At 75.5% G+C, this 26,235-nt stretch carries 30 protein-coding genes; 7 read left to right on the top strand and 23 right to left on the bottom strand.

Annotated elements, in window-relative coordinates:
• Positions 1-90: 90 nt before the first annotated feature.
• The 21 genes from KG103_RS03680 to KG103_RS03580 all read right to left on the bottom strand — a co-directional run bounded on the left by KG103_RS03680 (position 91) and on the right by KG103_RS03580 (position 16,830).
• Positions 91-603 carry a flagellar basal body-associated FliL family protein gene (locus KG103_RS03680; protein WP_207340509.1) on the bottom strand — a complete coding sequence of 171 codons (513 nt, stop codon included), beginning with the start codon at positions 601-603 and terminating at the stop codon, positions 91-93.
• Between the two features lie 33 nt (positions 604-636).
• Positions 637-1,527: a flagellar motor protein MotB gene (locus KG103_RS03675; protein WP_207340508.1), complete on the bottom strand. Its 891-nt coding sequence runs from the start codon at positions 1,525-1,527 to the stop codon at positions 637-639.
• Complete coding sequence (locus KG103_RS03670) at positions 1,524-2,303, bottom strand: motility protein A (RefSeq protein ID WP_207340507.1); 780 nt, start codon at positions 2,301-2,303, stop codon at positions 1,524-1,526. Before KG103_RS03670 ends, KG103_RS03675 begins: the two co-directional genes overlap by 4 nt.
• Positions 2,303-2,587: a flagellar FlbD family protein gene (locus KG103_RS03665; protein WP_249670762.1), complete on the bottom strand. Its 285-nt coding sequence runs from the start codon at positions 2,585-2,587 to the stop codon at positions 2,303-2,305. The genes KG103_RS03670 and KG103_RS03665 overlap by 1 nt, the downstream gene beginning before the upstream one ends.
• A gap of 155 nt (positions 2,588-2,742) precedes the next feature.
• Positions 2,743-3,354 carry a M15 family metallopeptidase gene (locus tag KG103_RS03660; protein ID WP_207340505.1) on the bottom strand — a complete coding sequence of 204 codons (612 nt, stop codon included), beginning with the start codon at positions 3,352-3,354 and terminating at the stop codon, positions 2,743-2,745.
• The gene (locus KG103_RS03655; RefSeq protein WP_207340504.1) at positions 3,354-4,532 is read right to left on the bottom strand and encodes a flagellar hook protein FlgE; all 1,179 of its coding nucleotides are present in this window, start codon (positions 4,530-4,532) and stop codon (positions 3,354-3,356) included. The genes KG103_RS03660 and KG103_RS03655 overlap by 1 nt, the downstream gene beginning before the upstream one ends.
• Positions 4,533-4,558: 26 nt before the next feature.
• Entirely contained in the window at positions 4,559-5,089 is a 531-nt protein-coding gene (locus KG103_RS03650; protein WP_207340503.1) for a flagellar hook assembly protein FlgD, read from the bottom strand.
• A 13-nt stretch (positions 5,090-5,102) separates the two neighbouring features.
• A complete protein-coding gene (locus KG103_RS03645) occupies positions 5,103-6,428 on the bottom strand; it encodes a flagellar hook-length control protein FliK (protein WP_207340502.1) in 1,326 nt (441 codons plus the stop codon).
• Positions 6,425-6,862, bottom strand: coding sequence for a flagellar export protein FliJ (locus tag KG103_RS03640; RefSeq protein ID WP_207340501.1), 438 nt, complete (start codon positions 6,860-6,862; stop codon positions 6,425-6,427). Before KG103_RS03640 ends, KG103_RS03645 begins: the two co-directional genes overlap by 4 nt.
• Positions 6,859-8,196: a FliI/YscN family ATPase gene (locus tag KG103_RS03635; RefSeq protein WP_207340500.1), complete on the bottom strand. Its 1,338-nt coding sequence runs from the start codon at positions 8,194-8,196 to the stop codon at positions 6,859-6,861. The genes KG103_RS03640 and KG103_RS03635 overlap by 4 nt, the downstream gene beginning before the upstream one ends.
• Complete coding sequence (locus KG103_RS03630; protein WP_207340499.1) at positions 8,193-8,831, bottom strand: FliH/SctL family protein; 639 nt, start codon at positions 8,829-8,831, stop codon at positions 8,193-8,195. Before KG103_RS03630 ends, KG103_RS03635 begins: the two co-directional genes overlap by 4 nt.
• Complete coding sequence (fliG, locus tag KG103_RS03625) at positions 8,824-9,822, bottom strand: flagellar motor switch protein FliG (protein ID WP_207340498.1); 999 nt, start codon at positions 9,820-9,822, stop codon at positions 8,824-8,826. Before fliG ends, KG103_RS03630 begins: the two co-directional genes overlap by 8 nt.
• On the bottom strand, positions 9,819-11,405 hold the full coding sequence (gene fliF / locus KG103_RS03620; RefSeq protein WP_207340497.1) for a flagellar basal-body MS-ring/collar protein FliF: 1,587 nt from the start codon (positions 11,403-11,405) through the stop codon (positions 9,819-9,821). Before fliF ends, fliG begins: the two co-directional genes overlap by 4 nt.
• Positions 11,405-11,713: a flagellar hook-basal body complex protein FliE gene (gene fliE, locus KG103_RS03615; protein ID WP_207340496.1), complete on the bottom strand. Its 309-nt coding sequence runs from the start codon at positions 11,711-11,713 to the stop codon at positions 11,405-11,407. The genes fliF and fliE overlap by 1 nt, the downstream gene beginning before the upstream one ends.
• On the bottom strand, positions 11,713-12,105 hold the full coding sequence (locus KG103_RS03610; protein ID WP_207340495.1) for a flagellar basal body rod protein FlgC: 393 nt from the start codon (positions 12,103-12,105) through the stop codon (positions 11,713-11,715). The genes fliE and KG103_RS03610 overlap by 1 nt, the downstream gene beginning before the upstream one ends.
• The gene (locus KG103_RS03605; protein WP_207340793.1) at positions 12,105-12,446 is read right to left on the bottom strand and encodes a flagellar basal body rod protein FlgB; all 342 of its coding nucleotides are present in this window, start codon (positions 12,444-12,446) and stop codon (positions 12,105-12,107) included. Before KG103_RS03605 ends, KG103_RS03610 begins: the two co-directional genes overlap by 1 nt.
• Before the next feature lie 216 nt (positions 12,447-12,662).
• On the bottom strand, positions 12,663-13,001 hold the full coding sequence (locus KG103_RS03600) for a hypothetical protein (protein ID WP_207340494.1): 339 nt from the start codon (positions 12,999-13,001) through the stop codon (positions 12,663-12,665).
• 14 nt (positions 13,002-13,015) lie between these two features.
• A complete protein-coding gene (locus KG103_RS03595; protein ID WP_207340493.1) occupies positions 13,016-13,441 on the bottom strand; it encodes a flagellar export chaperone FliS in 426 nt (141 codons plus the stop codon).
• 14 nt (positions 13,442-13,455) lie between these two features.
• Positions 13,456-14,877 (bottom strand): flagellar filament capping protein FliD, encoded by a 1,422-nt coding sequence (gene fliD, locus KG103_RS03590; protein ID WP_207340492.1) that lies wholly within the window; start codon positions 14,875-14,877, stop codon positions 13,456-13,458.
• 122 nt (positions 14,878-14,999) lie between these two features.
• Entirely contained in the window at positions 15,000-15,854 is an 855-nt protein-coding gene (locus KG103_RS03585; protein ID WP_207340491.1) for a flagellin N-terminal helical domain-containing protein, read from the bottom strand.
• A 118-nt stretch (positions 15,855-15,972) separates the two neighbouring features.
• Entirely contained in the window at positions 15,973-16,830 is an 858-nt protein-coding gene (locus KG103_RS03580; RefSeq protein WP_249670760.1) for a sigma-70 family RNA polymerase sigma factor, read from the bottom strand.
• A 364-nt stretch (positions 16,831-17,194) separates the two neighbouring features.
• On the opposite strand from KG103_RS03580, the gene flgN reads away from it, so the two are divergent.
• The 6 genes from flgN (at position 17,195) to KG103_RS03550 (ending at position 22,380) form a co-directional block, all read left to right on the top strand.
• Positions 17,195-17,692: a flagellar export chaperone FlgN gene (flgN, locus tag KG103_RS03575; protein ID WP_207340490.1), complete on the top strand. Its 498-nt coding sequence runs from the start codon at positions 17,195-17,197 to the stop codon at positions 17,690-17,692.
• Positions 17,693-17,700: 8 nt separating this feature from the next.
• The gene (flgK, locus tag KG103_RS03570; protein ID WP_207340489.1) at positions 17,701-19,119 is read left to right on the top strand and encodes a flagellar hook-associated protein FlgK; all 1,419 of its coding nucleotides are present in this window, start codon (positions 17,701-17,703) and stop codon (positions 19,117-19,119) included.
• A gap of 4 nt (positions 19,120-19,123) precedes the next feature.
• The gene (gene flgL, locus KG103_RS03565; RefSeq protein ID WP_207340488.1) at positions 19,124-20,020 is read left to right on the top strand and encodes a flagellar hook-associated protein FlgL; all 897 of its coding nucleotides are present in this window, start codon (positions 19,124-19,126) and stop codon (positions 20,018-20,020) included.
• Positions 20,017-20,463 carry a flagellar assembly protein FliW gene (locus KG103_RS03560; protein WP_207340487.1) on the top strand — a complete coding sequence of 149 codons (447 nt, stop codon included), beginning with the start codon at positions 20,017-20,019 and terminating at the stop codon, positions 20,461-20,463. Before flgL ends, KG103_RS03560 begins: the two co-directional genes overlap by 4 nt.
• Before the next feature lie 80 nt (positions 20,464-20,543).
• On the top strand, positions 20,544-21,746 hold the full coding sequence (locus tag KG103_RS03555) for an EAL and HDOD domain-containing protein (RefSeq protein ID WP_207340486.1): 1,203 nt from the start codon (positions 20,544-20,546) through the stop codon (positions 21,744-21,746).
• 103 nt (positions 21,747-21,849) lie between these two features.
• Positions 21,850-22,380 carry a hypothetical protein gene (locus KG103_RS03550; protein ID WP_207340485.1) on the top strand — a complete coding sequence of 177 codons (531 nt, stop codon included), beginning with the start codon at positions 21,850-21,852 and terminating at the stop codon, positions 22,378-22,380.
• Positions 22,381-22,461: 81 nt separating this feature from the next.
• Here the strand turns inward: KG103_RS03550 and groL are convergent, their stop codons facing one another.
• A complete protein-coding gene (groL, locus tag KG103_RS03545; protein ID WP_207340484.1) occupies positions 22,462-24,087 on the bottom strand; it encodes a chaperonin GroEL in 1,626 nt (541 codons plus the stop codon).
• A gap of 230 nt (positions 24,088-24,317) precedes the next feature.
• Here groL and KG103_RS03540 point away from each other — a divergent pair, with 230 nt between their 5' ends.
• The gene (locus KG103_RS03540) at positions 24,318-25,820 is read left to right on the top strand and encodes a glycoside hydrolase family 15 protein (protein WP_207371309.1); all 1,503 of its coding nucleotides are present in this window, start codon (positions 24,318-24,320) and stop codon (positions 25,818-25,820) included.
• Between the two features lie 124 nt (positions 25,821-25,944).
• Here the strand turns inward: KG103_RS03540 and KG103_RS03535 are convergent, their stop codons facing one another.
• Positions 25,945-26,148, bottom strand: a complete 204-nt coding sequence (locus KG103_RS03535; RefSeq protein WP_207340482.1) for a cold-shock protein — start codon at positions 26,146-26,148, stop codon at positions 25,945-25,947.
• Positions 26,149-26,235 lie beyond the last annotated feature (87 nt).

The raw sequence follows: 26,235 nt of genomic DNA, 5'->3' as shown, positions 1-26,235 counted from the left end.
CCGCCGCCCGTCGTGGGCGGTCTGTCGCGCGGCACGGTCGCGCGCGGCGGGGAGCGACGACGGCGCCGTCCGTGGCGCCGGTGGATCACGTCACTGCGTGACGTAGTTCGTCAGGTAGACGTCCATCACCTCGCCCTCGTAGGCGTGCGCGAGCTGCTCCGCGAGCTGCGTCTTGAGCGCGTCGCGGGTCGTGGGGTCGGACACCTCGCCGACCGTCCGGCCGGAGTACAGGGAGATCGCCAGGTCGAGCGCGCGGGACGGGTCGGGTGCACCGTGCGCGTCCGCGGTGAGCTGCAGACCCAGACCGAGCCGCAGGTACCGCCCGTCGGCCAGGTTGATGCTGATCGGGTCGACCTGCACCACCTCCCCGGCGACGGGAGCCGGCTCGGCGACCGGGGCCTCGGGGACCTCGGCGTCGCGGCCCAGCAGGAACCACGCCGCGGCACCGGCCACGGCCAGCACCAGGACCAGGACCACCACCAGCAGGAGCCGGCGGCGGGGCCGACCGGCCGGTGCGGGCGGGGCGGTCGGCACCGCCTCGGGCGCCGCGGACCCCCGCGCGCCGATCTTCTGCCGGGACACGACCCGTTGCTCGATGGGCATCTCACACCTCCGTCTCGGGGCGGCGGACGGCGGTCACGGCGTGACCACCGCGGGGACCAGCTCACGCACCCGCTCGGGCGCGTCGCTCAGCACGACCAGGTCCACCCGCCGGTTCACGGCCAGCGAGGTGTCGTCCATCCCGGCCGCGACCGGCCGCGCGTCGCCGTACCCGACCGCCGACACCCGGCCGGGCGCCAGCCCGTCGCGCTCGACCAGGTGCCGCAGCACCTGCGTGGCACGGTCGGCGGACAGCTCCCAGTTGGTGGCGTAGCGGCCGGCGACCGGCAGCACGTTGGCGTGCCCCTCGACCGCGATCTGCTCCGGCAGGGCCACCAGGGTCGGCCCGGCCGCGTCCAGCACCCGCCGCGCGGTGTCCGTGAGCTGCGCGCTCGCGGGGGCGAAGAACACGTCGTCGGCCACGAGACCGAGCACCAGGCCGCGTTCGTCGATGCGGAAGGCGACCACCGACTCGAGGCCCTGACCGGCCAGGCTCGCGCGGATGGTCTCGCGGATCGCGGCCAGGTGCGCGGCCTCCTGCTGCGCGGCGGCCAGCAGCACCGGGTCCACCGACGGGCGCGGGGCCGGCGTGCTCCCCTGCTCCCCCAGCCCGCTGTCGGCGTCCACGAGGCCGGCGGTGCTCGCGGCGACGGCGTCCCGGTCCTGCGGGACCAGCCCGTCGAGGACGCCCGGCCCGCCGTCGAGCTGCGAGGGCGGGACCTCGGGGGTGCCGTCCCCGAACCCGGCGGCCAGGGACTGGCTGAGGGCGATGTACTTCTCCTGGTCGACCTGGCTGATCGCGAAGAGCACGATGAACAGCGCCATGAGCACGGTGATCATGTCGGAGTAGCTCACGAGCCAGCGCTCGTGGTTGACGTGCTCCTCCTCGGGGGCGCGCGACCGGCGACGCCCGGGCCGGCCGCTCACGCGGCCTCCTTGCGCGAGTCCGCGCGGCCCTCCGCCTCGGGCAGCAGGCTGCGCAGCCGCTCGCCGACCAGCCGGGGGTTGGCACCCGACTGCACGGCCAGCAGGCCCTCGAGCGTGATCTCCATCTGCTGGCACTCGAGGTCCGAGATGCGCCGGATCCGCGTGCCCAGCGGCAGCCAGACGACGTTGGCGGACAGGATGCCCCAGAGCGTCGCGACGAACGCCGCCGCGATGGAGTGCCCCAGGGAGGCCGGGTCGGCGAGGTTCTCCAGCACGTGCACCAGCGAGATGACCGTGCCGATGATGCCGATGGTCGGGGCATAGCCGCCCATGTCGACGAAGTACTTGGAGTGCACGCGGTCCGCGGTGCGCTTGGTGGCGATCCGGTCCTCGAGGATCATCCGCAGGTCCTCGGGGTCCGTGCCGTCGATCGCGGCCTGCAGCCCCTCGCGCAGGAACGGGTCCTCGACCTGCCGCGCGTCGTCCTCCAGGGCCAGCAGCCCCTCGCGCCGGGCGCGCTCCGCGAGGGAGATCACGGTCTCGACGTTCGCGCCGGGCTTGGGGGCGCGGGCGCGCAGGGCGCGCGGGACCGCCGCGAACGCGGCCTTGGCGTCCTTGAGCGTGTGCCCGGCCAGGCCCACGCCCAGGGTGCCGCCCCACACCAGGATCAGCGGCGCGGGCAGCAGGATCGACATCGGGTCGGCGCCCTCGAGCGTCAGCGCGGCGAAGATCGCGCCGAACGCGAGGACGATGCCGATGATCCCGGCCGGGTCCATCAGCGGTCCCTCTGCCGCAGCAGCACGGGCGGCGGCGGGTCGTCGCCCTCCGCGTCGTCGACGAGGTCCGGCACGGCGCGCACGGGGCGCAGCCGCTCGATGTCCCGGGCGCGGGCCAGCAGCCCGGCGCGCTGGTCGTGGATCAGGGCGATCACCTCGTCGAGGGACTCCCGCACGATCAGCTTGGTGCCGTCGACCAGCGTGAGGATCGTGTCGGGTGCGCTGTCCACACGTTGGATCAGGTCGGGGTTCACCCCGAACCTGCCCCCGCTCAGTCGCGTCACGACGATCACGGCACGCCCCGTCCCTGGTCCTGCGTCCGCGCGGCGGGCGGCACCGAGCCGCTCCCACCGCGCGCACCCCGTCCGTGGGGTGCACCCGGCCCATCGGCAGGAGGGCACCGGCCCTGAGGGGTCGGGGGGTCCCACGTGCGGGGACGTCAGGTCTGGTACGCCCAGTGCCACGGCTCGCGCGGCGTGTCCTCGGCGAAGCCGTAGCGATCGGCGTTGGCCCGCATCCACGCCTGCGCCGTCGCGTCCAGCCGCAGGTCGGCGGCCAGGCCCCAGCCGTGGTCGGACGTGCCGGGGGCGGCCGCGAGGCCGCCCTGCGAGTACAGGCCCTTGCGACGTACGAGGTCGACCTGCGTGTCGTACGTGCGGTACGAGTCCGTGATGCCGATGGTGACGCCCTGCGCCCGCGCGTCGGCGATCATCCGCGTCAGCTGCTGCGCGGCCGGCTGCCACAGCCGGTGGCCGGTGTCGCCGACCGGGGTGAGGGCGGCGTCCGGGACCCGGCCGTTGGCGTGGCCCGCCAGGCCCTGCGGCAGCATGTCGCCGTTGATCCGCCGCACCGACGACGCCGACGTGTCGACGGTCGTCGTCGGCGCGGGCGGCGCCGCGGGCTCGTACGTCGCGGTGGCCCGGGACAAGGCGTCGGCGAAGGCCGTGCCCGTGGCGGTGGTCGTGGCGGGGGACGCCACGACCGCCGCCGGGGCGACGAGCCCACGGATGTGCGCCATGCGTGCGGCGATCGCCGCGATGCCGTCGACCATCAGCGCTTGAGGTTGACCAGCTCGTTGAGCACCTCGTCGGACGTGGTGATGATGCGGGAGTTCGCCTGGAACCCCCGCTGCGCCACGATGAGGCTGGTGAACTCGCTGGACAGGTCGACGTTCGACATCTCGAGCGCGCCGCCCGCCAGGGACCCGCGCCCGCCCGTCCCGGCGGTGCCGACCTGGGCGTCGCCGGAGTTGACGCTCGTGCGGTACAGCGAGCCGCCGGCCTTCTCCAGGCCCGCCGGGTTGGTGAACGCACCGAGCGCGATGCGCCCGATCACCTGCTTGAGCCCGTTGCTGAAGGCGCCGGTGATGGTGCCGTCCGCGCCCAGCACGAACGACAGCAGCGTGCCGGCGGCCTGCCCGTCCTGGGACACGGCCTGCGCCGTGTCGAGGCCCGCGTAGCCCGTCAGAGCGCCGAGGTCCACGGTGACGCCCCCGACCGCGAGCGACCGCGGCGCCGTGATGGCGCCGTTCGCGTCGAAGGTCACGGCCTGCTGGGCCACGGCCGTGGTGCCGTCGGTGGCCGCGACGTTCCAGCCCGTCGCGTCCTTGGTGAACGTCAGGGCCAGCGTGCGGGCGGTGCCGACCGAGTCGTACAGCGTGGTGGTCAGCGTCTTGGACGTGCCGTCCGCGGCGGCCGCGTCGAGGTTGCCGTCGAACACGGCGCCCCGCGACGCGACGGCACCCATGGTCGTGCCGGCCGGGACGCGCAGGTCGGTGAGCGCCGCGTTGGTGTCGACCACGCCGTTGGTGGCCGCCCAGCCCTGCACCAGGGCGCCCTCGCCCGGCAGCACCATCTGCCCGGTCGCGTCGAAGTCGAACGACCCGGCGCGCGTGTAGTAGGTCTCCGCGCCCTTGCGCACGACGAAGAACCCGTCGCCCTGGATCATCATGTCGGTGCTGCGACCGGTGGTCTGCGAGGCGCCCTGCGTGAAGCTGGTCGTGACGCCGGCGACGCGCACGCCGAGCCCCACCTGGGCGGGGTTGGTGCCGCCGACGCCCTCCTGGGCGCCGCCGGCGTTGGACAGCACCTGGGACAGGGTGTCCTGGAACTGCACCTGCGAGGACTTGAAGCCCGTGGTGTTGACGTTGGCGATGTTGTTGCCGGTGACGTCGAGCATGGTCTGGTGACTGCGCAGACCGCTGATGCCGGAGAAGAGCGAGCGGAGCATGGTCGGTTCCCTTTCGGTGGTCCGCGTCAGGCGGCGGTGGGGGTGGCGCCGGGGGCGCCGGGGGTGAGGTCGGGGTCGGTGCCGGGTGCGTCGGGTGCGGTGGTGCCGGGCTCGGTGGTGCCGGGCGTGGTGGAGGCGCGGCCCGTGACGGCGGCGACCGCGTCGAGCGGCACGTCGACGTCGCCGACGCGCACGGTCGGCACGGACGTCGCGTAGGACACCGCGGACACCAGGCCGCGCGACGTGACGCCGTCGGCGTCGGTCCACTCGACCTGGGTGCCGACGAGCGCGGCGGCGGACGAGCGCATCTGCAGCGCGAAGGCCTCGCGCTGGGTGTCGGACAGCTCGACGAGACGCTCCATGGTCGTCAGCTGCGTGGTCTGCGCCATGAGCTGGGAGGTGTCCATGGGGCTCGTCGGGTCCTGGTAGCGCAGCTGCGCGACCAGGAGCTGGAGGAACGCCTGCTTGTCCAGGGAGTCGTTGGACGTGGCCGTGGTGGCGGCCGCGTCGGGCGTGCGCGTGGTGCCGCTTGCGGCGTACGACGTGTCGATGGTCATGGCTGCTCCGGGGTCAGACGACGAGGTCGATCGCGCCGGGGCGCGTGGGGGCGGGGGCGGCGTCGGCGGGGGCGTCCGCCGGTCCGGCGGGGCGGGGCCCTCCGGTGGTCGCGTCAGGACGTCCCGCGGCGCCGCCGGGCCGGCCCGGGTCGCGGCCGGGCTGCTCGCCGCGGCCACCGAGGTCGAGCTCGGCGTGCAGACCGGCGGTCTGCAGGTCCCGACGCAGGTCGGCCAGGGTGGCGCGCAGCATCTCGCGGGACGCGTCGGTGGCGCCGGCCAGGTCAAGCCGCACGCCCTCGGGGCCGATGTGGGCGACCACCCGGACCGGGCCGAGGTGCTCGGGGTCCAGGGGGACGGTGAGGACGTGCCGGCCGGCGCCCAGCCCGGTCAGGGACCGCAGGCGCGCGCCGAGCTGCTCGGTGAACGCGGCGGGCGTGGCCGCGGACGCGGCGGCGGGGGGCACGGGTGCGGCGGCCGGGGCGGGGCCGGGGGCGGCCGCGGGTGCCGCGACGGGCGCCCAGGCGGGCGGGCGGGCGCCGGTGTCCGACGGGGCGTCGGGAGCGGCCAGGGCGGGGTCGGTGACGGCGGGGGCCGCCGGCGCGACCGCGCCGGCGGGAAGAGCAGCGCCCGCCACGGCGGTCGGGGCCGGTGCACCGGGCGCAGGTGCCGCGGGTCCGGCGGCCGCACCGGCGACGGGCAGGGTCCCCGGCGGGGTACCGGGGTGGCCACCGGACGCCACCTCGGCCGGCGGGGCGCCGGCAGCGGCACCGGTCGCCACCGCGGCCAGTGGCGCGTCGGTCGCGGCAGCGCCGCCGGTCAGCGCGCCGGCGGGTGCGGCGGTGAGGGCGGCGGGTGCGGTGAGGGCGGTGGCTGCGCCGGGGGCGGCACCGGCTGTCGCGCCCGACGCGGCGGACCCGTCGGCGGCCGGCAGGGCGGTGAGGCCGGCGGGTGCGGCGAGGGCCGTGGCCGGCGGGGCGGCGGTCTGGCCGGTGACGGCCACGGCCGCCGCGAGCGCATCCGTGCCGGGCGTCGCGTCGGTCGGCACCGCGGCGTCGCCGGTGCGCGCGTCGACGTCGGACGGCGCACCGTCGCTGCCGCGACCGCCCACCGCACGCACGGGCTGCTCGGGCCGCGGCGTCCGGTCGAGGCCGGCGCGCACGTCGGACCGGCCGTCCGCCGCGGCGCCGCGCGGCGGGCGGGCGTCGCGCCTGCCGTCCGCGGTCCCGACCTGCGCGCGCAGCACGTCGGCGAACGCGTCCGCCCGGGGTCCGGTGCGGGGCGCGCCGCCGGGCAGCGGTGCGCGCGCGGGGGCCGTCGGGCCCGCCACGGTCGTGGTCATGCGTCCTCCCCGGGTGCTGTCGGGTCCGTGCTGCGGGCCGCGACCTCGTCGAGCACGGCCTGCTCGGCGCGCTCCTCCTGCTGCCGCTCGGCGACGTCGTGCTTGTCCCGCAGCCGTTCGACCGCGCGCGTGCGGATGCGGGCGGCGGTCCAGTCCTCCTGGCGCCGCTCCACCGCGTCCTGCGCGCCGCGGACGCGCTCGACGTCCTCGGTCAGCAGCGCGGACAGCGACAACCGGGCGGCGACCGCCGCCTGCCAGGCCGCGACGTCCGCCTCACCGGGCGGCCGTGCGGCACCGAGGACCTCGGCCGTGCGCGCGGCACGCTCGTGCGCGGCACGCTCCTCACGACGCGCACCGGCGAGCTCCGCGGCGGCGGTGTCCTCCGCGAGCGCGCGCACCCGCAGCAGGCCCGCGAGCGGGAAGGGACGGCTCATGACTCCCCCATCTGCGCCACCAGCGCCCGCAGCCGGCCCCAGGACTCACCCGCGGGTGCGCGCTCGTCCATCCCCTGGCGCAGGAACGCGTCGATCGCGGCGGCGTGGGTGACGGCGGTGTCCACCAGCGGGTTGGAGCCGGCCACGTACGCGCCGACGTCGATGAGGTCCTGCGCCTGCCGGCGGGCCGCCATCACGGCGCGCAGCCGCGCCGCGTCGGCCCGCTGCTGCGGCGTGCTCACGCGGCCCGCGACGCGCGAGACCGACCCCAGCGCGTCGACGGACGGGAAGTGCCCGGCGACCGCCAGACGGCGGTCGAGCACGACGTGCCCGTCGAGGATCGAGCGGGCCGCGTCGGCGATGGGCTCGTTGTGGTCGTCGCCGTCCACCAGCACGGTGTACAGGCCGGTGACCGAGCCCGTGGGGCCCGTCCCGGCGCGCTCGAGCAGCCGGGCGAGCAGCGCGAACGTGCTGGGCGGGTAGCCGCGGGTCGCCGGCGGCTCCCCGACGGACAGCCCGATCTCGCGCTGGGCCATGGCCACGCGCGTCAGGGAGTCCATCATCAGCACCGCGTGGCGGCCCTGGTCGCGCAGGTGCTCGGCGATGCGCGTGGCCACGAACGCGGAGCGCAGACGCACCAGCGGCGGCTGGTCGGACGTCGCGACGACGACGACCGACCGCGCGAGACCCTCGGGGCCCAGGTCGTCCTCGAGGAACTCCCGCACCTCGCGGCCGCGCTCCCCGACCAGCGCGATCACCGACACCTCGGCGTCGGTGCCGCGCGCGATCATCGACAGCAGGCTGGACTTGCCGACGCCGGACCCGGCGAACAGACCCAGGCGCTGCCCGCGCCCGGTGGTGACCAGGGTGTCCAGCACGCGCACGCCCAGCGGCACGGGGGCGTCGACGCGGGCGCGCTCCAGGGGGTGCGGTGCGGGGGCGTCCAGCGGGACCATCGCCTCGGCGTCGAGCGGCCCGCGGCCGTCGATGGGCCGGCCGAGCCCGTCCAGCACGCGGCCGAGCAGACCCGCGCCGACGGGCACCAGCAGACCGGTGCCGTGGGCGCGCACGGGCAGGCCGGCGCGCATGCCGTGCGTGGGGCCCAGCGGCATGCACCGGGTGGCGCCGCCCGCGGTGGCCACGACCTCGGCGGTCACCGCGTCGGCCCCCTCGCCGAGGGTGACGAGCTCGCCGACGGCGGCACCCGTGCCCACCGTCTCGACCGACAGGCCGACGACGGCGCGCACCCGGCCGACCGGCACGGGCCGGGCGGCGCGCAGGGCGCGGTCCCACCGGTCCGCGCCGGTCGCCGACGGCGTCGTGGCGGGGGTCATGCGAGGTCCAGGGCGCCGCGGGCGCGGGCGACCGCGGCGGACAGGCGCGCGTCCAGGTGGCCGTCGGCGTGCTCGGCGACGGCGTCGCCGGGTGCCAGGGCGGGGTCCGCGACGAGCACGACGCCGGCGGGGACGTCGGTCGGGACGGCCGCCAGGTCCCGCGGGTGCAGGTGCACGACGAGGTCGTCGGGCAGGTCCGGGGCGGTGAGCACGCGCGCCAGCGCGGCGCGCGCCGCGGCGGACGCGTCGGTGAGCTCGACGCCGAGCAGGGCGACCGCGATCTCGAGCGCCGCGGAGTGCACGGCCTGCAGCGCGCCGGCCAGCACGGGCGTCTCCCGTGCCCGCAGGGCCTGCGCGGCGGCGTCCAGGGCCACCAGGGACGCCGCGTGCGCGTCCGCCCGTGCCGCCTCGGCGCGCTGCTGCTCCGCGTGCGCCGCGTCCAGCCGCGCCGCCGCGTCCTGCGCGGCACGGCGGGCGCCCGCGGCGTACCCCGCGGCCCAGCCCGCCGCGTGCGCGGCGGGGTCCGGCGCCGTGGGCGCGTCGAGGCGCGACAGCGCCATCGCCCGGGGCGCGGCGGCCGGCGGGGCGGGCGGGGCGGGCGTGCGCTGCAGCGGCACGAAGTCGAGGTCAGGCAACGAGCTCGTCCTCGGCGTCGCGGCGGACGACGATCTGGCCGCTCTCCTCCAGGCCACGGATGACCTGGACGATCGCGGCGCGCGCCTCCTCGACCTGCGACAGGCGCACCGGCCCGAGCAGGTCGATCTCCTCGACCAGGTTCTCGCGCGCCCGGTCGGACAGGTTGGTGAGGATCTTGTCGCGCACCTCCGTGGGTGAGCCCTTGAGAGCCTGCGCGAGCGTGCCGGTCTCGACCTGCCGCAGCACGAGCTGCACCGCGCGGTCCTCGAGCAGCACGACGTCACCGAAGACGAACATCAGGCTGCGGACCTGGTCGGCCAGGGCCTCGTCGCGCTCGAACAGGCCCTCGAGGATCGACTTCTCGGTGGTCGGGTCGGCGCGGTTGATGATCTCGACGAGCGGCTGCACGCCTCCGACGGCCGCCAGCTCGCGCGGCTGCAGCACGGCGGACGCCTTGCGCTGCAGCGCCTCGATGACGACGGCCACGACGTCCGGGGACGCCCGCTCCATGAGCGCGATGCGGTGGGCCACGTCGGCGCGGACGTCGACGGGCAGGCCCGCGAGGATCGCCGAGGCGTGGTCGGGTCGCAGGTGAGCCAGGACCAGGGCGACGGTCTGGGGGTGCTCCCCGTCGAGCAGGGACACCACCTGGCGCGCGTCGGCCTTCTGCAGGAACTCGAAGGAGTGCCCGGCCATGGAGGCCTGCAGCCGCTCGATCATCCCGGCGGCCTTCTCCTTGCCGAGCGACGCCTCCAGCAGCTGCTGCGCGAACCCGGGCCCGCCGCCGACGCCGGGGCCGATCTCGGCGACGCCGTAGAACTCGTCGACGATCTCGTCCGCGAGCCTCTGGTCGACCCGGTCCATGCGCATGATCTCGGAGGTCAGGTCCTCGATCTCGGCCACGTCGAGCTGCGCCATGACCCGCGCGGCGCGCTCCTTGCCGAGCTGCAGCAGCAGCAGGGCGGCCTTCTGCCGGCCGGTGACGGTCATCGCGGCGCCCCCGTCGTCATCCAGCCGCGCAGCAGCTCGGCCACCTGCTCGGGCTGCTCGTCGGCCAGCGCGGCGATCTCGGCGCGGCGCACCGCGGTCGGGTCCGGCGCGGGCGGCGCGGGCGGCAGCACGGGCAGGTCGTCCTCCGGCAGCGCCAGCGTCACGGGCGCCTGGCGCGCCGCGGCGAGCTCGCCGAGGTCGAGGGCCTCGCGGCGGGCACGGCGCGAGCGCCGCCCCAGCACGGTGAGCACGACCACGACGAGCAGCACGATCCCGGCGGCCGTCGCGACGTCCCGGACCAGCCCGTTGCGCTCGGCCGCGGCGGTCTGCGCGTCGGCGGCCGCCAGCGCCTCCTGCGCGGCCAGCGCCGACGCGGTGTCGAACGACATGCGCTGCACCGACAGGGTGTCGCCGCGCTCGGTGTCGATGCCCGCGGCGGCGGAGACGGCCGCCGTCAGGTCGGCCATGTCCAGCGCCCCGGCGGCCCGGTCGTCGACCAGCACGGACACGGACTGCTTCTGCAGCGTGCCCGGGGCCGACCGGGTCACCTCGGTGCTCTTGTTGACCGCGTTGGTCACGTCCTCGCTGGTGGAGCTGTAGGTGCCGGCGCCGCCGTCCACGCCACCGGGCACCGCGACGTTGTCGGGTCCCAGCACGCCCGTGGCGTTGCCCCCGCCGGTGCCCGCGTACTCCTCGGTGGTGGTCGAGGCGCCGAGCGGCGGGGTGTCGGGGGTGGCCGAGAACTCCTCGGTGGTGCGCTGCGACTCGGACAGGTCGAGCTGCGCGTTGACCGTCACGGCCGCGGCCCCCGGCCCGACGAGCCGGTCCAGCATGGTCTGCACGGCCCCGCCCACGCGCGCCTCGTAGTCGGCGGCGCGCGAGTCGGCCAGCGCGCCGCCCACGCTCGCGGCGCCGACGGCCGACAGGACCTGGCCGGCGGCGTCGACCACGGCCACGTCGGTGGGCTCCATGCCGTCCACGCCCGCGGACACCAGGTGCGTCACGGCCTGCACCTGGTCGGCCGTGAGCTCGGCACCCGGGCGGGTGCGGACGAACACGGAGGCCGTGGGGTCGGACTTCTCGGCGACGAAGACGGTCTCCTCGGGGATCGCCAGGCGCACCGTGGCCGCCTGCACGCCCTCGATGGCGGCGACGGTGCGGGACAGCTCGCCCTCGAGCGCGCGCCGGTACGTCGTCTCCTGCTGGAACTCCGAGGCGGTCATGGGCATCTGGTCGAGCAGGGAGTAGCCGCTGCCGTCGGTGTCGGCGGGCAGGCCGGCGGCGGCCAGGCGCACCCGCTGCTCGTAGACGGCGGACGCGGGCACCAGCACCGTCGCCCCGCCGTCGCCCAGCTGGTACGCGACGCCGGCCGACGTGAGCTCGTCGACGACCGCGCTGGCGTCGGCGCCGGACAGGCCGGAGAACAGCGGCACCAGCGTGGGCCGCGACATCCAGCTCGTCAGCGCGACGGCGCCCAGCACCACCGCGGCGATGCCGATGAGCGCGAACGTGCGCTGCGCGAGCGTGAGCCGCCCGACCGTGCCGGTGAGCCGGCTCCACGCGTCCTGCACCTGTGCGGGCATCAGACCTGCATCCTCATGATCTCGGTGAACGCCTCGACGGCCTTGTTCCGCACGGCGGCGGTCAGCTCGAGGGCCAGGGACGACTGGGCGGAGGCGACGGTGTAGTCGTGCACGTCGTCGAGGTCGCCGGTCACGGCCTTGACGGCCAGCTCCTGGGACGTCGACTGCAGCTGCTGGAGCTGCTCGACCTGCCCGAGGACGCCGGCGAAGGCGCCGGACGGTGCGGCGACGGACGCGGCACCGCCGAGCTCGACGGCGGGCAGCGTCGACGTGACGCCCGCGACGGGGGTGACACCCAGCGCGCTCATCAGCTGCGCCCGATCTGCAGGGCGGCCTGGTACGACTCGGTGGCCCGCGAGACCACGGCGGCATTCGCCTGGTAGCCGCGCTGGGCCATGATCAGCTGCGTCATCTGCGACGCCATGTCGACGTCGGGGTACCGCACGTACCCGTCCGCGTCGGCGAGCGGGTGGTCCGGCTCGTGCACCAGACGGCCCTCGGCCGCGCCGAGCGCGACGCCCGCCACCTGCACACCGCCGTCGGCCATCTCCTGCGCGACGACGTAGCGGGTGCGGAACGCCTCCTCGGAGGTCGAGGTGACGGTGCTCGCGTTCGCGAGGTTGTCGCTGATGGCGTCCATCCACTTGCGCGTCACGGTCATGCCGGTCCCGGCCATGCCGATGGCCCCGAAGATCGTCATCAGCTGGTCCTCATCGCGGTGCGGACGGACGAGAACGTGCCGGACATCGCCTGCGTCGCCAGCTGGTAGCGCAGGTTCGTGTCGATCTGGAGCAGCGTCTCGGTCTCGAGGTTGACGTTGTTGCCGTCCTGGCGCGTGGGCTCCAGGCTGCGGGCCACGCTCGCGGTGACGGCACCGTCGCCCTGCCGGACGGCCGAGGCGAGCTCGGCCTCGAACGCGACGCGCTGGGCGCGGTAGCCCGGCGTCTGCAGGTTGGCGACGTTGGCGGCGCTGACGCGCTGCCGCATCGCCAGGGCGTCGAGCGCGCTGTCGAGCGCGCGGACGCTCACGGAGTCGAACATGCCCATGCGGGCCCACCTCACCACGGCGTGGTCCTGGTCGGCCGATCCGTGGCCTGCTGCGTGAGCGATCCGTGCTCACCCGCCCATCGGCCCGCGCGGGCCGGACGTGAGGGGTCCGGGGCCGCGGGTCCGCACTTCACCCGTCCGGCGCAGGCGAACCGGGCGGCACTGTCGACGGCACTGTCGACGGCGCCCGCGGACCGGCTCCGGGGCCGCTCAGCCCTCGAGGTCGAGGTACACCGGCTGCGCGGGCGGACGCTCGCGCAGCGCGGTGGCCGCGGCCAGGTGCCGGCGCGAGACGGCGGCCTGCTCGGCCAGCCGGCGGGCGACGTCCAGCTGCCGGGCGTGCAGCGCGCGGGCGCGCGCGACCAGGGACGCGGGCAGCGGGCCCAGGTCGGCCGGCGGGTGCCAGGCGGCGCGCTGGGCGACGTCCTGCGGCGCGGGCAGGTGCGCGACGCGCAGCAGCTCCTCGGCGTGCTCGACCTCGAGCTCGAGGTCGGCCAGCGCGCGGTCCCAGCAGGTGCGGAACGTGGCCTCGCGGGACGCCGGGGTCATGGTCACGGTGGTGGTCAGCCGACGCCGAGCAGGCCGCTCGGCGCGGCCGTCGGCGGGTCGGCCGGTGCCGGCGCGGCGGCCACGTCGGCCGCGTCGTGCCAGGTGCGGGCCAGCTCGGCGACGATCTGCCGGCAGCCGTCCAGCCGCACCGCGTCCCCGCCGCTGGACACGGCGAGCAGCTCGCGCAGCAGCCACGTGTAGATGGACAGCAGCTGCGGGCCGCCGTCCCACTCCTGCACGTCGAGGCTGGCGGCCAGCTCGGCGACGATGTCCTGCGCGTGCGCGAGGTGCTGCGTGGCGTCCACGCGGCGCTCCTCGGCGAGGGCCTGGGCAGCGCGCTCGACGTCGAGGACCAGGCGGTCGGCGAGCATCGTGAGCAGCCGCGCGGGGCTCGCGGTCTGCACCGCGGCCGCGACGTACCGGCTCCGGGCGTCGTACATGGCTCCTCCGGGGGTCAGCTGGACGTGCTCGGGGTGCTGCTCGCCAGGTAGCTCGACAGGTACCCGGCCTGCGACTGCAGGCCGGACAGCGTGGTCTCCAGGCTGGCGTAGGTGCGCTCGAGCGACGCGCGGCGGGCGGCCAGGCGGTCGTCCCACTCGGCGATGCGGTCGCCCAGGTCGCGCACGGTGCCCTGCTGGGCGGTGACGGACAGGGTGAGGGTGCCGCTGATCGGGTCCGACGCCGCCTTGGCGGTCTCGGCCAGGCGGGCGGCGACGCCCTGGAGCACGGTGGCGACCTTCTCGGGGTCGGCCGCCATCGCTGCGTCGAACACCGCCTGGTCGAACGTGAACGTGCCGTCCTTGCCGAGGACGATGCCGACGTCGGACGGTGACGTGCCGCCGACGGGCATCGAGCCCTGGGCCAGGATGTTCTGCTGCAGCAGGCGGACGGCGGTGTTGCCGGCGAAGATCCCGCCGGTGACCAGGGTGCCGCCGTCCGCGGCGGTCCCCGTGGTCGCGCGCGTCCGCGATCCGATCTCGGAGAGCACCGTGGTGAGGTTGGTGACCAGGCCCGCGGCGAGCGTGCGCGCGGCCGCCTGGTCGCGGGTGACGTCGAGCGTGAGGGGCTCGGCACCCGGGGCGGTGACGGCGGTGACCACCAAGTCGACACCGGTCATGACGCCCTCGAACGTCGTGGACGCCGACGTGAGGGTCTGCTCGGACGGCGACCCGGGGAACAGGGTGATGGCCGAGTCGGACGCGGTGCGCACCGACCCCAGGGTCAGGTCCGCCCCGTCGTGGGCGACCGTGAAGGCGTGGGCCGCACCGGTCTCGGTGCCGGTGAGCTGCAGGCGGTACGTGGTCTCGCCCGTCGCGCGGCCCTCGCCGTCCAGCACGGCGACCTTGACCGCGGTGGCCCGCACCCCGGTGCCCGGGGCGTTGAAGGCGTCGACCAGGTCGGGCACCGAGGACGACGCGGCGGTGACGGTGACGTCCTGCCCGCCGCGGGTGATCGTGAACGAGGGGGTCGTGGACGCGAACGTCGCGGGCAGCTCCACGAGGGAGGCCTGGGACTGCGCGACCGCGGTCACGCGGAACGACAGCGTGCCGATCTGCGCACCGGTGCGCACGGTGGCCGTGGCGCCCGCGGCTCCGGCGCCCGGGGCGCCGGGCGTGGTGCCCGGGGCGGCGGTGGCGGTGCCCGGCTGCGTGACGGCCGCGGTGACCGCCTGCCACGTCGCCGGCTTGGCGGCGGTGGCGGCGTGCTCGGCCAGCGAGGCGACCTTGGTGTTGAGCGCCTGCAGCGCCGTGACCATGGACGACGCGGTCGCCTTCTTCTGGGACAGCAGGGTCTGCTGGCCCGCCTGCAGGGCGATGAGGCTGTCGATGAGCGCCCCGGTGCCCAGACCGCTCACGATGCCGTCGATCGTCGCCATGCTCGGTTCCCGTCTGCCGTGGGCGTCACCGCCCGGGTGTGCGACCGGCGGCGGGGGACGTGCGTCCACCCACCGCCGGTCGCGGGGTCGTGCCGGTGGTCACCTCACGGCGACCGGGTGCCTCACTGCAGGAGCTGCAGCACCGACTGCGGCAGGTTCTTGGCCTGCGCGAGCATCGCGGTGCCGGCCTGCGACAGGATCTGCGCCCGCGTGAACGACACCATCTCCTGCGCCATGTCCGTGTCACGGATGCGGCTCTCCGACGCGGACAGGTTCTCCACCGCGACGTTGAGGTTGTTGATGGTGTGGTCGAAGCGGTTCTGGATGGCACCGAGCTTGGAACGCTCGTCGGAGACCATGCCGATGGCGATATCGATCGCGTCGATAGCACCCTTGGCGTTTGCCACGAGCGCGTCCTCGCCGTCGCTTGCCTCCCTGTTGGCGACCGCAAGGTTGCCGACAGTGAGCGTCTCGGCGTCCATCTTCGTGATCGACACCTCAATGCGGTCGGAGTCCGCGGTGTTCGCCCCAACCTGGAAGCCCTTGTTGTATTCACCGTCCAACAGCGGCGTCCCGTTGAACTGGGTCGTCGCGGCGATCCGGTCGATCTCGTCCGTGAGCTGGTCCATCTCATCCTGGATGTTCAGCTTCGCGTTCTCCGACAGACCACCGTCGTTGGCCGCCTGCACCGACAGCGTGCGCATGCGCTGCAGGATGGAGTGCGTCTCGGTGAGCGCGCCCTCCGCGGTCTGCACGACGGAGATGCCGTCCTGCGCGTTGCGCACGGCCTGCTTGGTGCCGGAGATCTGCGCGCGCAGACCCTCGGAGATCGCCAGGCCGGCGGCGTCGTCGGCGGCGCGGTTGATCCGCAGACCGGAGGACAGCTTCTCGAGCGACTTCGACAGGTCGCCCTGCGTGGTGCCGAGGTTGCGGTACGCGTTGAGCGCCGCGAGGTTCGTGTTGATCGAGAGACCCATGGTTCTTATTCCTCCTGAAGTCGGGTCACGGTCGGCCCATCCGTGGGCACGTCCTGCTCATCGGCCGGTGCACCGCGGGACGTAGGAGTCGCCGCGGGTGAGATCCGGCCGGGAGTCCTCAGCCGACCAGGTCGGCGGTGCGCCCGAGGCCGTCGCGCTGGCGGGGCACGGCGTCGAGGTGGGCGGCGCCCAGCGCGGCGCGCGCGGCCATGGCCGCGTAGTACGCCTGCCGGCGGCGCTCCGCCACGCCGTCGGGGCGCTCGGGCGCGGCCACCAGGTCGGGGTCGAACGCGGAGTTCAGGCCGTCGCGCAGCAGCGCGAGGCCCTCGGTGCGCAGCTGGCTGACGCGGGACTGCGTCACGCCCAGGTCGTCGGCGATCTCGGCGATCGAGCGGTCCTCGAGGTACAGGCCAGCGATGACGGTCCGCAGCCGGTCCGGCAGCTCCTGCACGCCGGCGCGCAGCCAGTGCACCCGCTCGGTGGCCAGCACCTGCTCCTCGGGGGTGCGGTCGGTGTCGCGCACGCTGTCCGCCACCGCGGTGCCGGGCACGTCGAGGGACATGACGCGGCGCTCGGCGTCGGCGCGCGCGTCGTCGACCGCGGCGACCGCGACGCCCAGGGTCTCGGCGATCTCCCCGCGGCTGGGCGTGCGGCCCAGCGCCCCGCGCAGCCGGTCGGCGGCCGCCTCGACCTCGCGGCTGCGGCGCCGGGCGCCGCGGCTCGCCCAGTCCATCGACCGCAGCTCGTCGAGCAGGGCGCCCTTGATGCGCAGGCTGGCGTAGCGGGCGAACGGCACGTTGGTCGACGCGTCGTAGGCCCGGGCGGCCAGCACCAGGGCCAGGGCGCCGGCCGAGGCCAGCTCGTCGCGGCTGACCGTCGGCGGCACGCGGTGCAGCACCTCGGACACGTTGTAGCCGACGAGGGGCAGGTGGGCCTCGACGAGCTCGGCGACGTCGGCCGCGGTGTTCACGTTCACACAGTTGTGCTCGGCGCGCCCCGCGCAGGAGTTGACGACCCGAGCGGGTGCTGTTCCAGAGGCTCCTGCAAGCGCTTGCCACGGCCTGCCCGGTTTCGCACGGTGGGAGAGGGCTAAAAGTGATCGAACTGGTTCACCGCTCGACCGCGTCGTGCACCGCGGTGTGATGCAGATCACATCGTCTCGGGTGATGGACACATGACCAGGTCAGGGCCTCGGAGGCCCTGCGGGAGAGCGCATGCCCGACGATGGGGTGCCCCCCGGCGCGGAACGTGGCCGCGGAAGTCGTCAGGTTCCGGGCCCTGCGGCCGATGGGGGGAGGACAGGCAGGCGCACCCCGCGCCGGTCGGAGGAGGTGGGACGGATGGGCCCCAGGCCCGCGCTCGAGCAGCTGTCCGAGGTCCTGTGGCGCGAGCGGCACCTCCTGGAGCTCCTGCTGTTCAAGCTCGAGACCGAGCAGCTCGTCCTCTCCTCCGGGCGTACCCGGTGGCTCGGCCACGCCACCCGCGAGGTCGAGACCGTGCTCGACGAGATCCGCACCGCCGAGCTCGGCCGCGCGCTCGAGGCCGACCAGGCCGCCCGGGACGTCGGCGTGCAGCCCGGCGCGGGCCTCGCGGAGATCGCCGCGCACGCCCCCGCCCCCTGGGACGAGCTGCTGCGCGCGCACCGCGACGCGTTCGCCTCGCTGACGGCGGAGATCGCCGCGCTCGCCGACGGGAACCGCGAGCTGCTCGCCGTCTCCCACCGCGCCGCGCAGGAGACGCTCGCCTCCCTGCAGGACACCGTCCGCACCTACGACGGCCAGGGCCGGCACACCGGTGCCGCGGGCTCGCCCGCCCGGCTCGTCGACCAGTCGATCTAGGAGCACCCGTGAGCACCTTCTCCGGAGTGAGCACCGCGCTGAGCTCGCTGATCGCCCAGCGGCAGTCGCTCGACGTCGCCGCCCAGAACGTCGCCAACGCCAACACCGTGGGCTACACGCGCCAGCGCGCCACCCTCGTGCCCGTGGCCGGCCAGAGCGTCCCGGCCATGTTCGCCACGTCCCCCGGCGTCGGCCAGGGCACCCGCACCGCGTCCGTCGACCGGCTGGGCGACGTGTTCCTCGACGCCAAGGTCCGCTCGGCCGGCAGCAGCGCCGCGTACCTGGCCGCCCGCGCCGACGCCCACACGACGCTCGAGAAGAGCATCGGGGAACCCGCAGGCACGGGGCTCGCCGGCCAGCTCTCCGACTTCTGGAGCGGCTGGGCCGACGTCGCCAACGGCTCCGACCAGGGGGCCGCCCGGGCCGTGCTGCTCGAGCGCGGCACCGCCGTGGCCACCCGCCTGGCCACCCTGTACTCCGACGCCCGCACGCAGTGGCAGCAGGCGCGCTCGACGACGTCCGCCCTGGTCGACCGGGTCAACACCGCCGCGGAGTCCCTCGCGGGGCTCAACGAGCAGATCCTCGCGATCGAGAACTCCGGCGGCACCGCGCACGAGCTGGCCGACCAGCGCGACCTGCTCGTCACCGAGCTCGCGGGGCTCGTCGGCGCCACCACCCGCGTGCGGCAGAACGGGCAGGTCGACGTCCTGGTCGGCGGCAACGCCCTGGTGACCGGGAAGGACGCCAGTCGCCTGGCGGTCGCCGGCGCCGGGTCGTTCGCGCAGGCCACGGGCGGTCAGGCCGTCTCCGTGGTGTGGGCCGACCGGCCGGACCAGCCCGCCGGGCTCGAGGGCGGGCGCGTGGCCGGCCTGCTGTCGGTGCTGGCCCCGCCGGACCGCGGCGGCCTGCTCACCGAGGCCGCGGCCGGGTACGACGCGCTCGCCACCACCATCGCCGACCAGGTGAACGCGCTGCACCGCGGCGCCGTCACCCCCGGCGGCGCACCGGGCGGGGACTTCTTCACCGTCACCGCGGGGCAGCCGCCCGCGCTCGGCCTCACCGTCGCCCTGACGAGCGGCGCGCAGATCGGCGCCGGCACCGCCGGGGCGGGTGCGTACGACGGCTCGGTCGCCACCCGCATCGCCGCGCTGGGGGCCTCGGCCGACGGCCCCGACGCGCGGTGGCGCTCCGCCGTCGCCGACCTGGGTGTGCGCACCTCCGGCGCCGTGTCGCGCGCGACCGTCGCGGGCACCGCGCTCGCCGCGGCCGAGCAGCAGCAGCTGGCCGGCGCCAGCGTCGACCTCGACGAGGAGACGGTGAGCATGCTCGCGTTCCAGCGGGCCTACGAGGGCGCCGCCCGGGTGCTCACCGCGATCGACGAGATGCTCGACACCCTGATCAACCGCACCGGCATCGTGGGGAGGTGACGTCATGACCCGCATCACGCACGCGACCGTCCAGCGCTCGACCCTGGCGAACCTGCAGGCCAACCTGCACGCGGCCGCCCGGCTGCAGGCGCAGATGTCCAGCGGCACCAAGATCTCCGTGCCGTCGGACGACCCGTCCGGCGCGCACGACCTGCTGCGGCTGCGCGCCGAGCAGCGCACCACCGCCCAGCACCAGCGCAACGTCGCCGACGGCGACGCGTGGCTCACCACGGTGGACACGGCCCTGACCCAGTCGCTGTCGATCATGCGCGGCGCGCGTGACCTCGCGGTCCGCGCCGGCTCCGGCGCCCTCGGCCCCGACGCCCGCGAGGCGCTGGCCGCCGAGGTCGAGGCACGGCGCGACTCCCTGCTGCAGCAGGCCAACACCACGTACTCCGGACGCCAGGTCTTCGCCGGCACCACCGCGGGGCCCGCCTTCACCACCGACACCACCACCACGCCGCCCGGCTACGCGTGGCACGGCACCGGCGCCGCGGTCACCCGCCAGGTCGGCTCGGAGTCGACCGTGCGGGTGGACGCCGACGGCTCCGCCGTCTTCGGCACCGGTCCCACGTCGGCGTTCGCTGCGCTGGACGCGCTGGCGGCAGCGATCCGGTCCGGCGACAGCGACATGACCGCCGGGATCACGGCCATCGACGGCCACGTGTCCGCGATGCTCGAGCAGGTCGCCTCCGTCGGCGCGCGGCACAACCAGGTCCTCGAGGCCAAGGACGTGCTGGCGACGCGGTCGCTCACCCTGACCCAGCAGGTCTCCGGCGTCGAGGACGTCGACCTGGCCGAGGTGATCCTGCAGGTCCAGAGCCAGGAGGTCGCCTACCGCGGCGCCCTCGGCGCGGCCGCCAAGGTCCTGCAGCCGTCGCTCATGGACTTCCTGCGGTGACCGCCGTGCAGGAGGCCCTGGTCACCGTCACCACGCCCGCCGGGCCGCGGGAGGTGCCGGCGACGCTGCGCGTCCCGGGCGGCCTGCCCGGCCTGCCGGGGCACGACGCGTACGCGCTGGACCCGCTCGACGGCACGGGGGTGCTGTTCGCGCTGCGCTCGGAGCCGTCCGACGGCCCCGCCGTCCGGCTGTTCGCCGTCGAGCCGCACGCCTTCTTCCCCGACTACGCACCCGAGCTGCCGGCCGGAGGGCTCGCCGCCCTCGGTCTGGACGTCGAGCAGGACGGGGCACCGGTCCTGCTGGCGGTCGTGCACCCGGCCGACGACGACCGCGACCGCCCCACCGCGAACCTGCTCGCGCCGCTCGTCGTGCACCCGCGCGACGGCCGCGTCGCCCAGGTGGTGCTCGACTCCGACCACCCGCTCCGGGCCCCGCTCGGCTGACGCGGTCCCCGTACCGCCCGCACGAACCGAGGCGCGGCGGCCCCCGGGCCCACGTGGTCCACCCCCCAGGAGGATGACGAGTGAGCAGCGCACCCGTGACGCGCGCAGGCGCGATGATCCAGCGCCAGGCCGTCGTGCACCCGGACCGCAGCGTGTTCGCGTACGCCGTGCGCGGGGTCGTGGCCGGTCCCGACGGGCAGGAGGTCGCCGAGGAGTCGGTCGAGCACCTGGTCGACGCGGTCCTGCGCACGGTGGACCTGGCCCGCATCGCGGGCACCCGTCCGCTGGTGGTGCGCGCCACCCACGAGCTGCTCGCGGCGCCCGGCGTGCTGGACCTGCCCCACGGGATGATCCTCGAGGTGCCGGCCCACCACCAGCTCGCGTCCGGTGCCGCAGGGCGTCTGGCCGCCCTCACCGACGCCGCCGTGCGGGTCTCGCTGGCCGACTACGCGGGCGACCCGGTGCAGGACGCGCTGCTGCCGTACGCGCACCTCGTCAAGGTCGACAGCTCCCTGCCGCCCCACCTGCTCACCGAGCTGGTGCAGCGCGCGTCGGCGGCGGGCGCCGTGGTGGTCGCCGACAAGGCGACGACGCGCCCCCGCGTGACCGCGGCGCTGGAGGCGGGCGCCGAGCTGCTGCAGGGCCCGCTGGTGCTGCAGCGTCAGCCCCCGGAGGAGCGGCGGACCTTCGGGGCCGGCGAGATCCAGTGCTTCGAGCTGCTGCGGCAGCTGTCGGAGCCCCAGCCGGACCCGGTGGCGTACAGCCGCACGGTCGAGAGCGACCCCGAGCTGTCGATCCGCGTGCTGCACCTGGTGAACTCGTCCGCCTCCGGCGTGCGCCACAAGGTGGACTCGGTGCAGCTCGCCGTGATGATGGTCGGACCGCGCCGGCTCACCGCCCTGGCGACCGCCGCCCTGGTGGGCACGACGCCCACGTCGATGGAGACGCTCTGGTTCCTGCTGACCCGCGCGCACGCGTGCGGCGCGCTGGGCGGGGACGACACCGCGTACACGGTCGGCCTGCTGTCGGCCGTCGCCGCCCACCTCCGGCTGCCCGTGGGGCAGGTGGTCGCGCGGACAGGGGTCTCCGCGGCCGTGGCCGACGCCCTGGAGAACCACGGTGGCCGGTACGGCCAGGTCCTCGCGGCCGTGCTCGCGCAGGAGGAGAACGACACCGAGTCCCTCGCCGCCACCGGGCTGGACGCCTACGAGGTCGGCCGTACGTACCTCGAGGCGCTCCCCCAGGCCCTGTCGCTCGCGACCCGCCTCGCGCAGGCCGCCTGACCCCGTCCCGTCCGGCGGCGCCCGGCACCCCGGACGGCGGCAGCAGCCCGACCCGCCCGGACGGTAACCTTCCCGCGCCCACCAGGCCCGAGAAGGAGCATCCATGCACGCCAGCACGTACGACTACTCGACCTACGACACAGGCCCCGGCGCCGGGGAGGTCGTCGGGATCGTCCTCGTGGGCGCCCTGTACGTCGCGTTCCTGCTGTTCGGCATCTACCTGTACATGCGGGTCGCCCGCAAGGCCGGGTGGACGATCTGGCACGGGCTGCTGATGCTGGTGCCGGTCGCGAACGTCGTCTTCCTCATCATGTTCGCCTTCACGGAGTGGCCGGTGGAGCGCCGGCTGCGCGAGGCCGAGGCACGGCTCGCGCTGGCGACCGGCGAGATGCCCGGCGGCGGCGCGGCCGGCTACCCCGGCGCAGCCCCGTACGGCTACGGCACCGGCTACGGCGCCCCCGCACCGGCCTACGGCGGCACCGCCCCGGGCTACGGCGACACCACCCCCGCCGCCCCCGGCTACGGCGCCCCGGCCTCGCCGTACGACTCCTTCCCCGCCGGCCCGGTCCCGCCGGCCCCCGGCGCGTCGCCGTGGGATCCCCCGGCCGCGCCGCCCGCACCCGGCGAGCGCTGAGCGCGCCCGGCACGAACGCCGACGGCCGGCCACCCCATCGGGGTGACCGGCCGTCGGACCGTTCAGGTGGTGCTCAGCGGATCAGAAACCGCCGCCGAAGTCCTCGCCACCGCCGGGGCCGGCAGGAGCCGACTTCTCCGGCTTGTCGGCCACGACGGCCTCGGTGGTGAGGAACAGGGCCGCGATCGACGCCGCGTTCTGCAGCGCGGAGCGCGTGACCTTCACCGGGTCGTTGACGCCCGCGGCGAGCAGGTCCTCGTACACGCCGGTCGCGGCGTTGAGGCCCTGGCCGGCCGGGAGGTTGCGGACACGCTCCGCCACGACGCCGCCCTCGAGGCCGGCGTTGATGGCGATCTGCTTGAGCGGGGCCTCGATCGCGACGCGCACGATGTTGGCACCGGTCGCCTCGTCACCCTCGAGCTCGAGCTTCTCGAACGCGAGCTTGCCGGCCTGGATGAGCGCCACGCCACCACCGGCGACGATGCCCTCCTCGACGGCCGCCTTGGCGTTGCGCACGGCGTCCTCGATGCGGTGCTTGCGCTCCTTGAGCTCGACCTCGGTGGCCGCGCCCGCCTTGATGACGGCCACGCCGCCGGCGAGCTTGGCGAGGCGCTCCTGCAGCTTCTCGCGGTCGTAGTCCGAGTCCGAGTTCTCGATCTCGGCGCGGATCTGGTTGACCCGACCGGCGATCTGGGTCGCGTCGCCGCCACCCTCGACGATCGTGGTCTCGTCCTTGGTCACGACGACCTTGCGCGCGGTGCCGAGCACCTCGAGGCCGACCTGGTCCAGCTTGAGGCCGACGGTCTCGGAGACGACCTGGCCACCGGTGAGGACGGCCATGTCCTGCAGCATCGCCTTGCGGCGGTCGCCGAAGCCCGGCGCCTTGACGGCGATGGACTTGAAGATCCCGCGGATGCGGTTGACGACGAGCGTCGCCAGCGCCTCGGACTCGACGTCCTCGGCCACGATGAGCAGCGGCTTGCCGGCCTGGATGACCTTCTCCAGCAGCGGCAGCAGGTCCTTGACGTTCGAGACCTTGGACTCGACGAGCAGGACGTACGCGTCCTCGAGGACCGCCTCCTGGCGCTCCGGGTCGGTCACGAAGTACGCCGACAGGAAGCCCTTGTCGAAGCGCATGCCCTCCGTGAGCTCGAGCTCCAGGCCGAGGGCGTTCGACTCCTCGACGGTGATGACGCCCTCCTTGCCCACCTTGTCGAGGGCCTCGGCGATGAGCTCGCCGATCGCGGGGTCACCGGCGGAGATGGCGGCCGTGGCGGCGATCTCCTCCTTGGTCTCGATCTCCTTGGCCTGCAGCAGCAGCTGCGCCGTGACGGCCTCGACGGCCTTCTCGATGCCCTTCTTCAGGGCGATCGGGTTGGCACCGGCGGCGACGTTGCGCAGACCCTCGCGCACCAGCGCCTGGGCCAGGACGGTCGCGGTCGTCGTGCCGTCACCGGCGACGTCGTCCGTCTTCTTCGCGACCTCCTTGACGAGCTCGGCGCCGATCTTCTCGAACGGCTCCTCGAGCTCGATCTCCTTGGCGATGGAGACGCCGTCGTTGGTGATCGTCGGCGCGCCCCACTTCTTGTCGAGCACGACGTTGCGGCCCTTCGGGCCCAGGGTGACCTTGACGGTGTCGGCGAGCACGTTGAGCCCGCGCTCCATGCTCCGCCGGGCCTCCTCGTCGAAGGCGATGATCTTGGCCATGGGGCTGTGATCCTTCTTCCGGTTCGTGGGTGGCCGGTCGGTGCCCGCGACGGACGGACCGTCACGGGCGCTCACGTCACGCCCACGACGACCCTCACCTGACGGCCGGGTGTGATTCTGTCACTCTCACCTGGAGAGTGCTAACTCCATGGTTAGCACTCGCCCCCTCCGAGTGCAAGCAGCTGGTGGGACCTGGACATCCGCCCGGGGCGAAGCCCTAGTGTTCAGTCGTGCCCGACGCCGCCGTCGTGAGCCGCGCCCGGCGCCTGCGCGCCTGCGCGGTGCTCGTGCTGGTCGGCGCGCTGCTCGCCGCCGCGGGTACCGGCGCGCCGTCAGCCGCGCGACCGCCGGTGGACGCGACCGGCCTGGACACCACCGGATCGGGTGCCGTGGGTGGGGTCGGCGCCGGGGTGGGCGGCACCGCGGTCGACGTGACCGCCACGGACCACGCCCGGATCGCGCTCTACCAGCAGGCCGTCTCGGTGCTGCCGGACGGCGCCCGGGCGGAGGTCCCCGCCGACGCCCTCGCCGTCTTCCTGCCCGGCACCCGCGTGCCGGACCCGGCGGCCGCCGTCCTGGCGGGTGCCCTCGGCGCGACGCCCACCACCGCCGCAGCCCTGGGCCCGCGCGCGGCCACGCAGGCGGCGGGCGCCCAGCGCACCTGGGTGGCGGCGGGCGAGGTCCCCGGTGCGGGGGGCCCGTACGAGGAGCTGGCCCGCGCGGCGCTGCTGGACCTGCACTCGCTGACCGTGGCCGAGGGCGTCGTCGTGGCCGGCTGGTCGGAGAAGTGGCGGTACGTGTGGCCGCGCGACTCGTCGTTCGTGGCGGTGGCCCTGGCCCGCACCGGGCACCTCGAGGACGCACTGGCCGTCCTCGACTTCCTGGCGCGCGTGCAGGAGGCGGACGGGTCGTTCGAGGCGCGCTACCTGCCCGACGGGTCGGGCCCGCCCGACGACCGCGGCCTGCAGACCGACGGCACCGGCTGGGCGATGTGGGCGGCCGGGCTCGTGCTGGCCGAGGCGCCGGCCGACCGGCGCACCGCCACGGCCGAGCGGCTCGCCCCGCTGGTGGAGCGCTCGGCCGGGCGCGCGCTCGCCCTCGTGGCCGACGGGCTGCCGCCGGCGTCACCGGACTACTGGGAGGTCCCCGAGGTCGAGGTCACGCTCGGGACCGCCGCACCCCTGGTCGCGGGCCTCGAGCAGGCGGCGGTGGTCCTCGAGGCCGCCGGCCGCCCGGGTCCGGCCGCCGAGGCCGCCGCGGCGGCCGAGGGCGCGCGGCGGGCGGTGGTCGACGCGTTCGGGGCGACCGGGTACGGCCGCTACGCCACGCGGGGCGTGCCCGACGCCGCGAGCGCTTTCGTCCTCACGCCCTTCTGGTCGACCGCCCCGCACGACGCCGCGGCGGCCTGGCGTGCCTCGGTCACGTCGATGCTGCGCCCCGCGCGCGGCCTCGCACCGGGCGGGGGCTGGCGGCGCGACGGGGTGTCCTGGACGCCGCAGACCACGCTGTACGCGTGGGTGGCGGCCGAGCAGGGCGACGTCGCGGGGGCCCTGCGGTGGCTCGACGTCGTGGACCGCCACCGCACCTCGTCGGGCGCCATCCCGGAGAAGGTGCTCGCCGACGGCAGCCCGGCCGCGGTCGCGCCGCTGGGGTGGAGCGCCGCGTGCGTCCTGCTGGCGATCGACGCGCTGGAGCGCGCGACCCCCGAACGCGGGTCGCGCGGCCTGACCTGACGTCGGCGAGCGACCCGACGTCGTCGCGTGACCCGACGTCGTCGCGTGACCTGACGTCGTCACGTGACGACGTCAGGTCACGCCGGCGGCGCCGACCGCACGGGTCGGCGGCACCCGCCGCGGGTCAGGCCGGGCGCACCTGCTCGGCCTGCGGGCCCTTGGTGCCCTGACCGACCTCGAAGTCGACGGCCTGACCCTCCTCGAGCGTCCGGTACCCGTCGACCTGGATCGCGCTGTAGTGGACGAAGAGGTCCTGGCCACCGCCCTCCGGGGTGATGAACCCGAACCCCTTCTCCGCGTTGAACCACTTGACCGTGCCCTGGGCCATGCCGCGCTCCTCGACGTCCTGGTGACCGGGACGCTCCGCTGGCGCCCGGTTGCGAGGGAGCCTAGCCGCGCGGGCGGGCGCTCGAAA

Origin of the sequence: Cellulomonas wangleii (genome assembly GCF_018388445.1) — a bacterium.
GTDB classification, from domain to species: Bacteria; Actinomycetota; Actinomycetes; order Actinomycetales; family Cellulomonadaceae; genus Cellulomonas; species Cellulomonas wangleii.
Note: the sequence above shows the minus strand (reverse complement) of the source record. Positions and strands in the feature narration are given on the sequence as shown.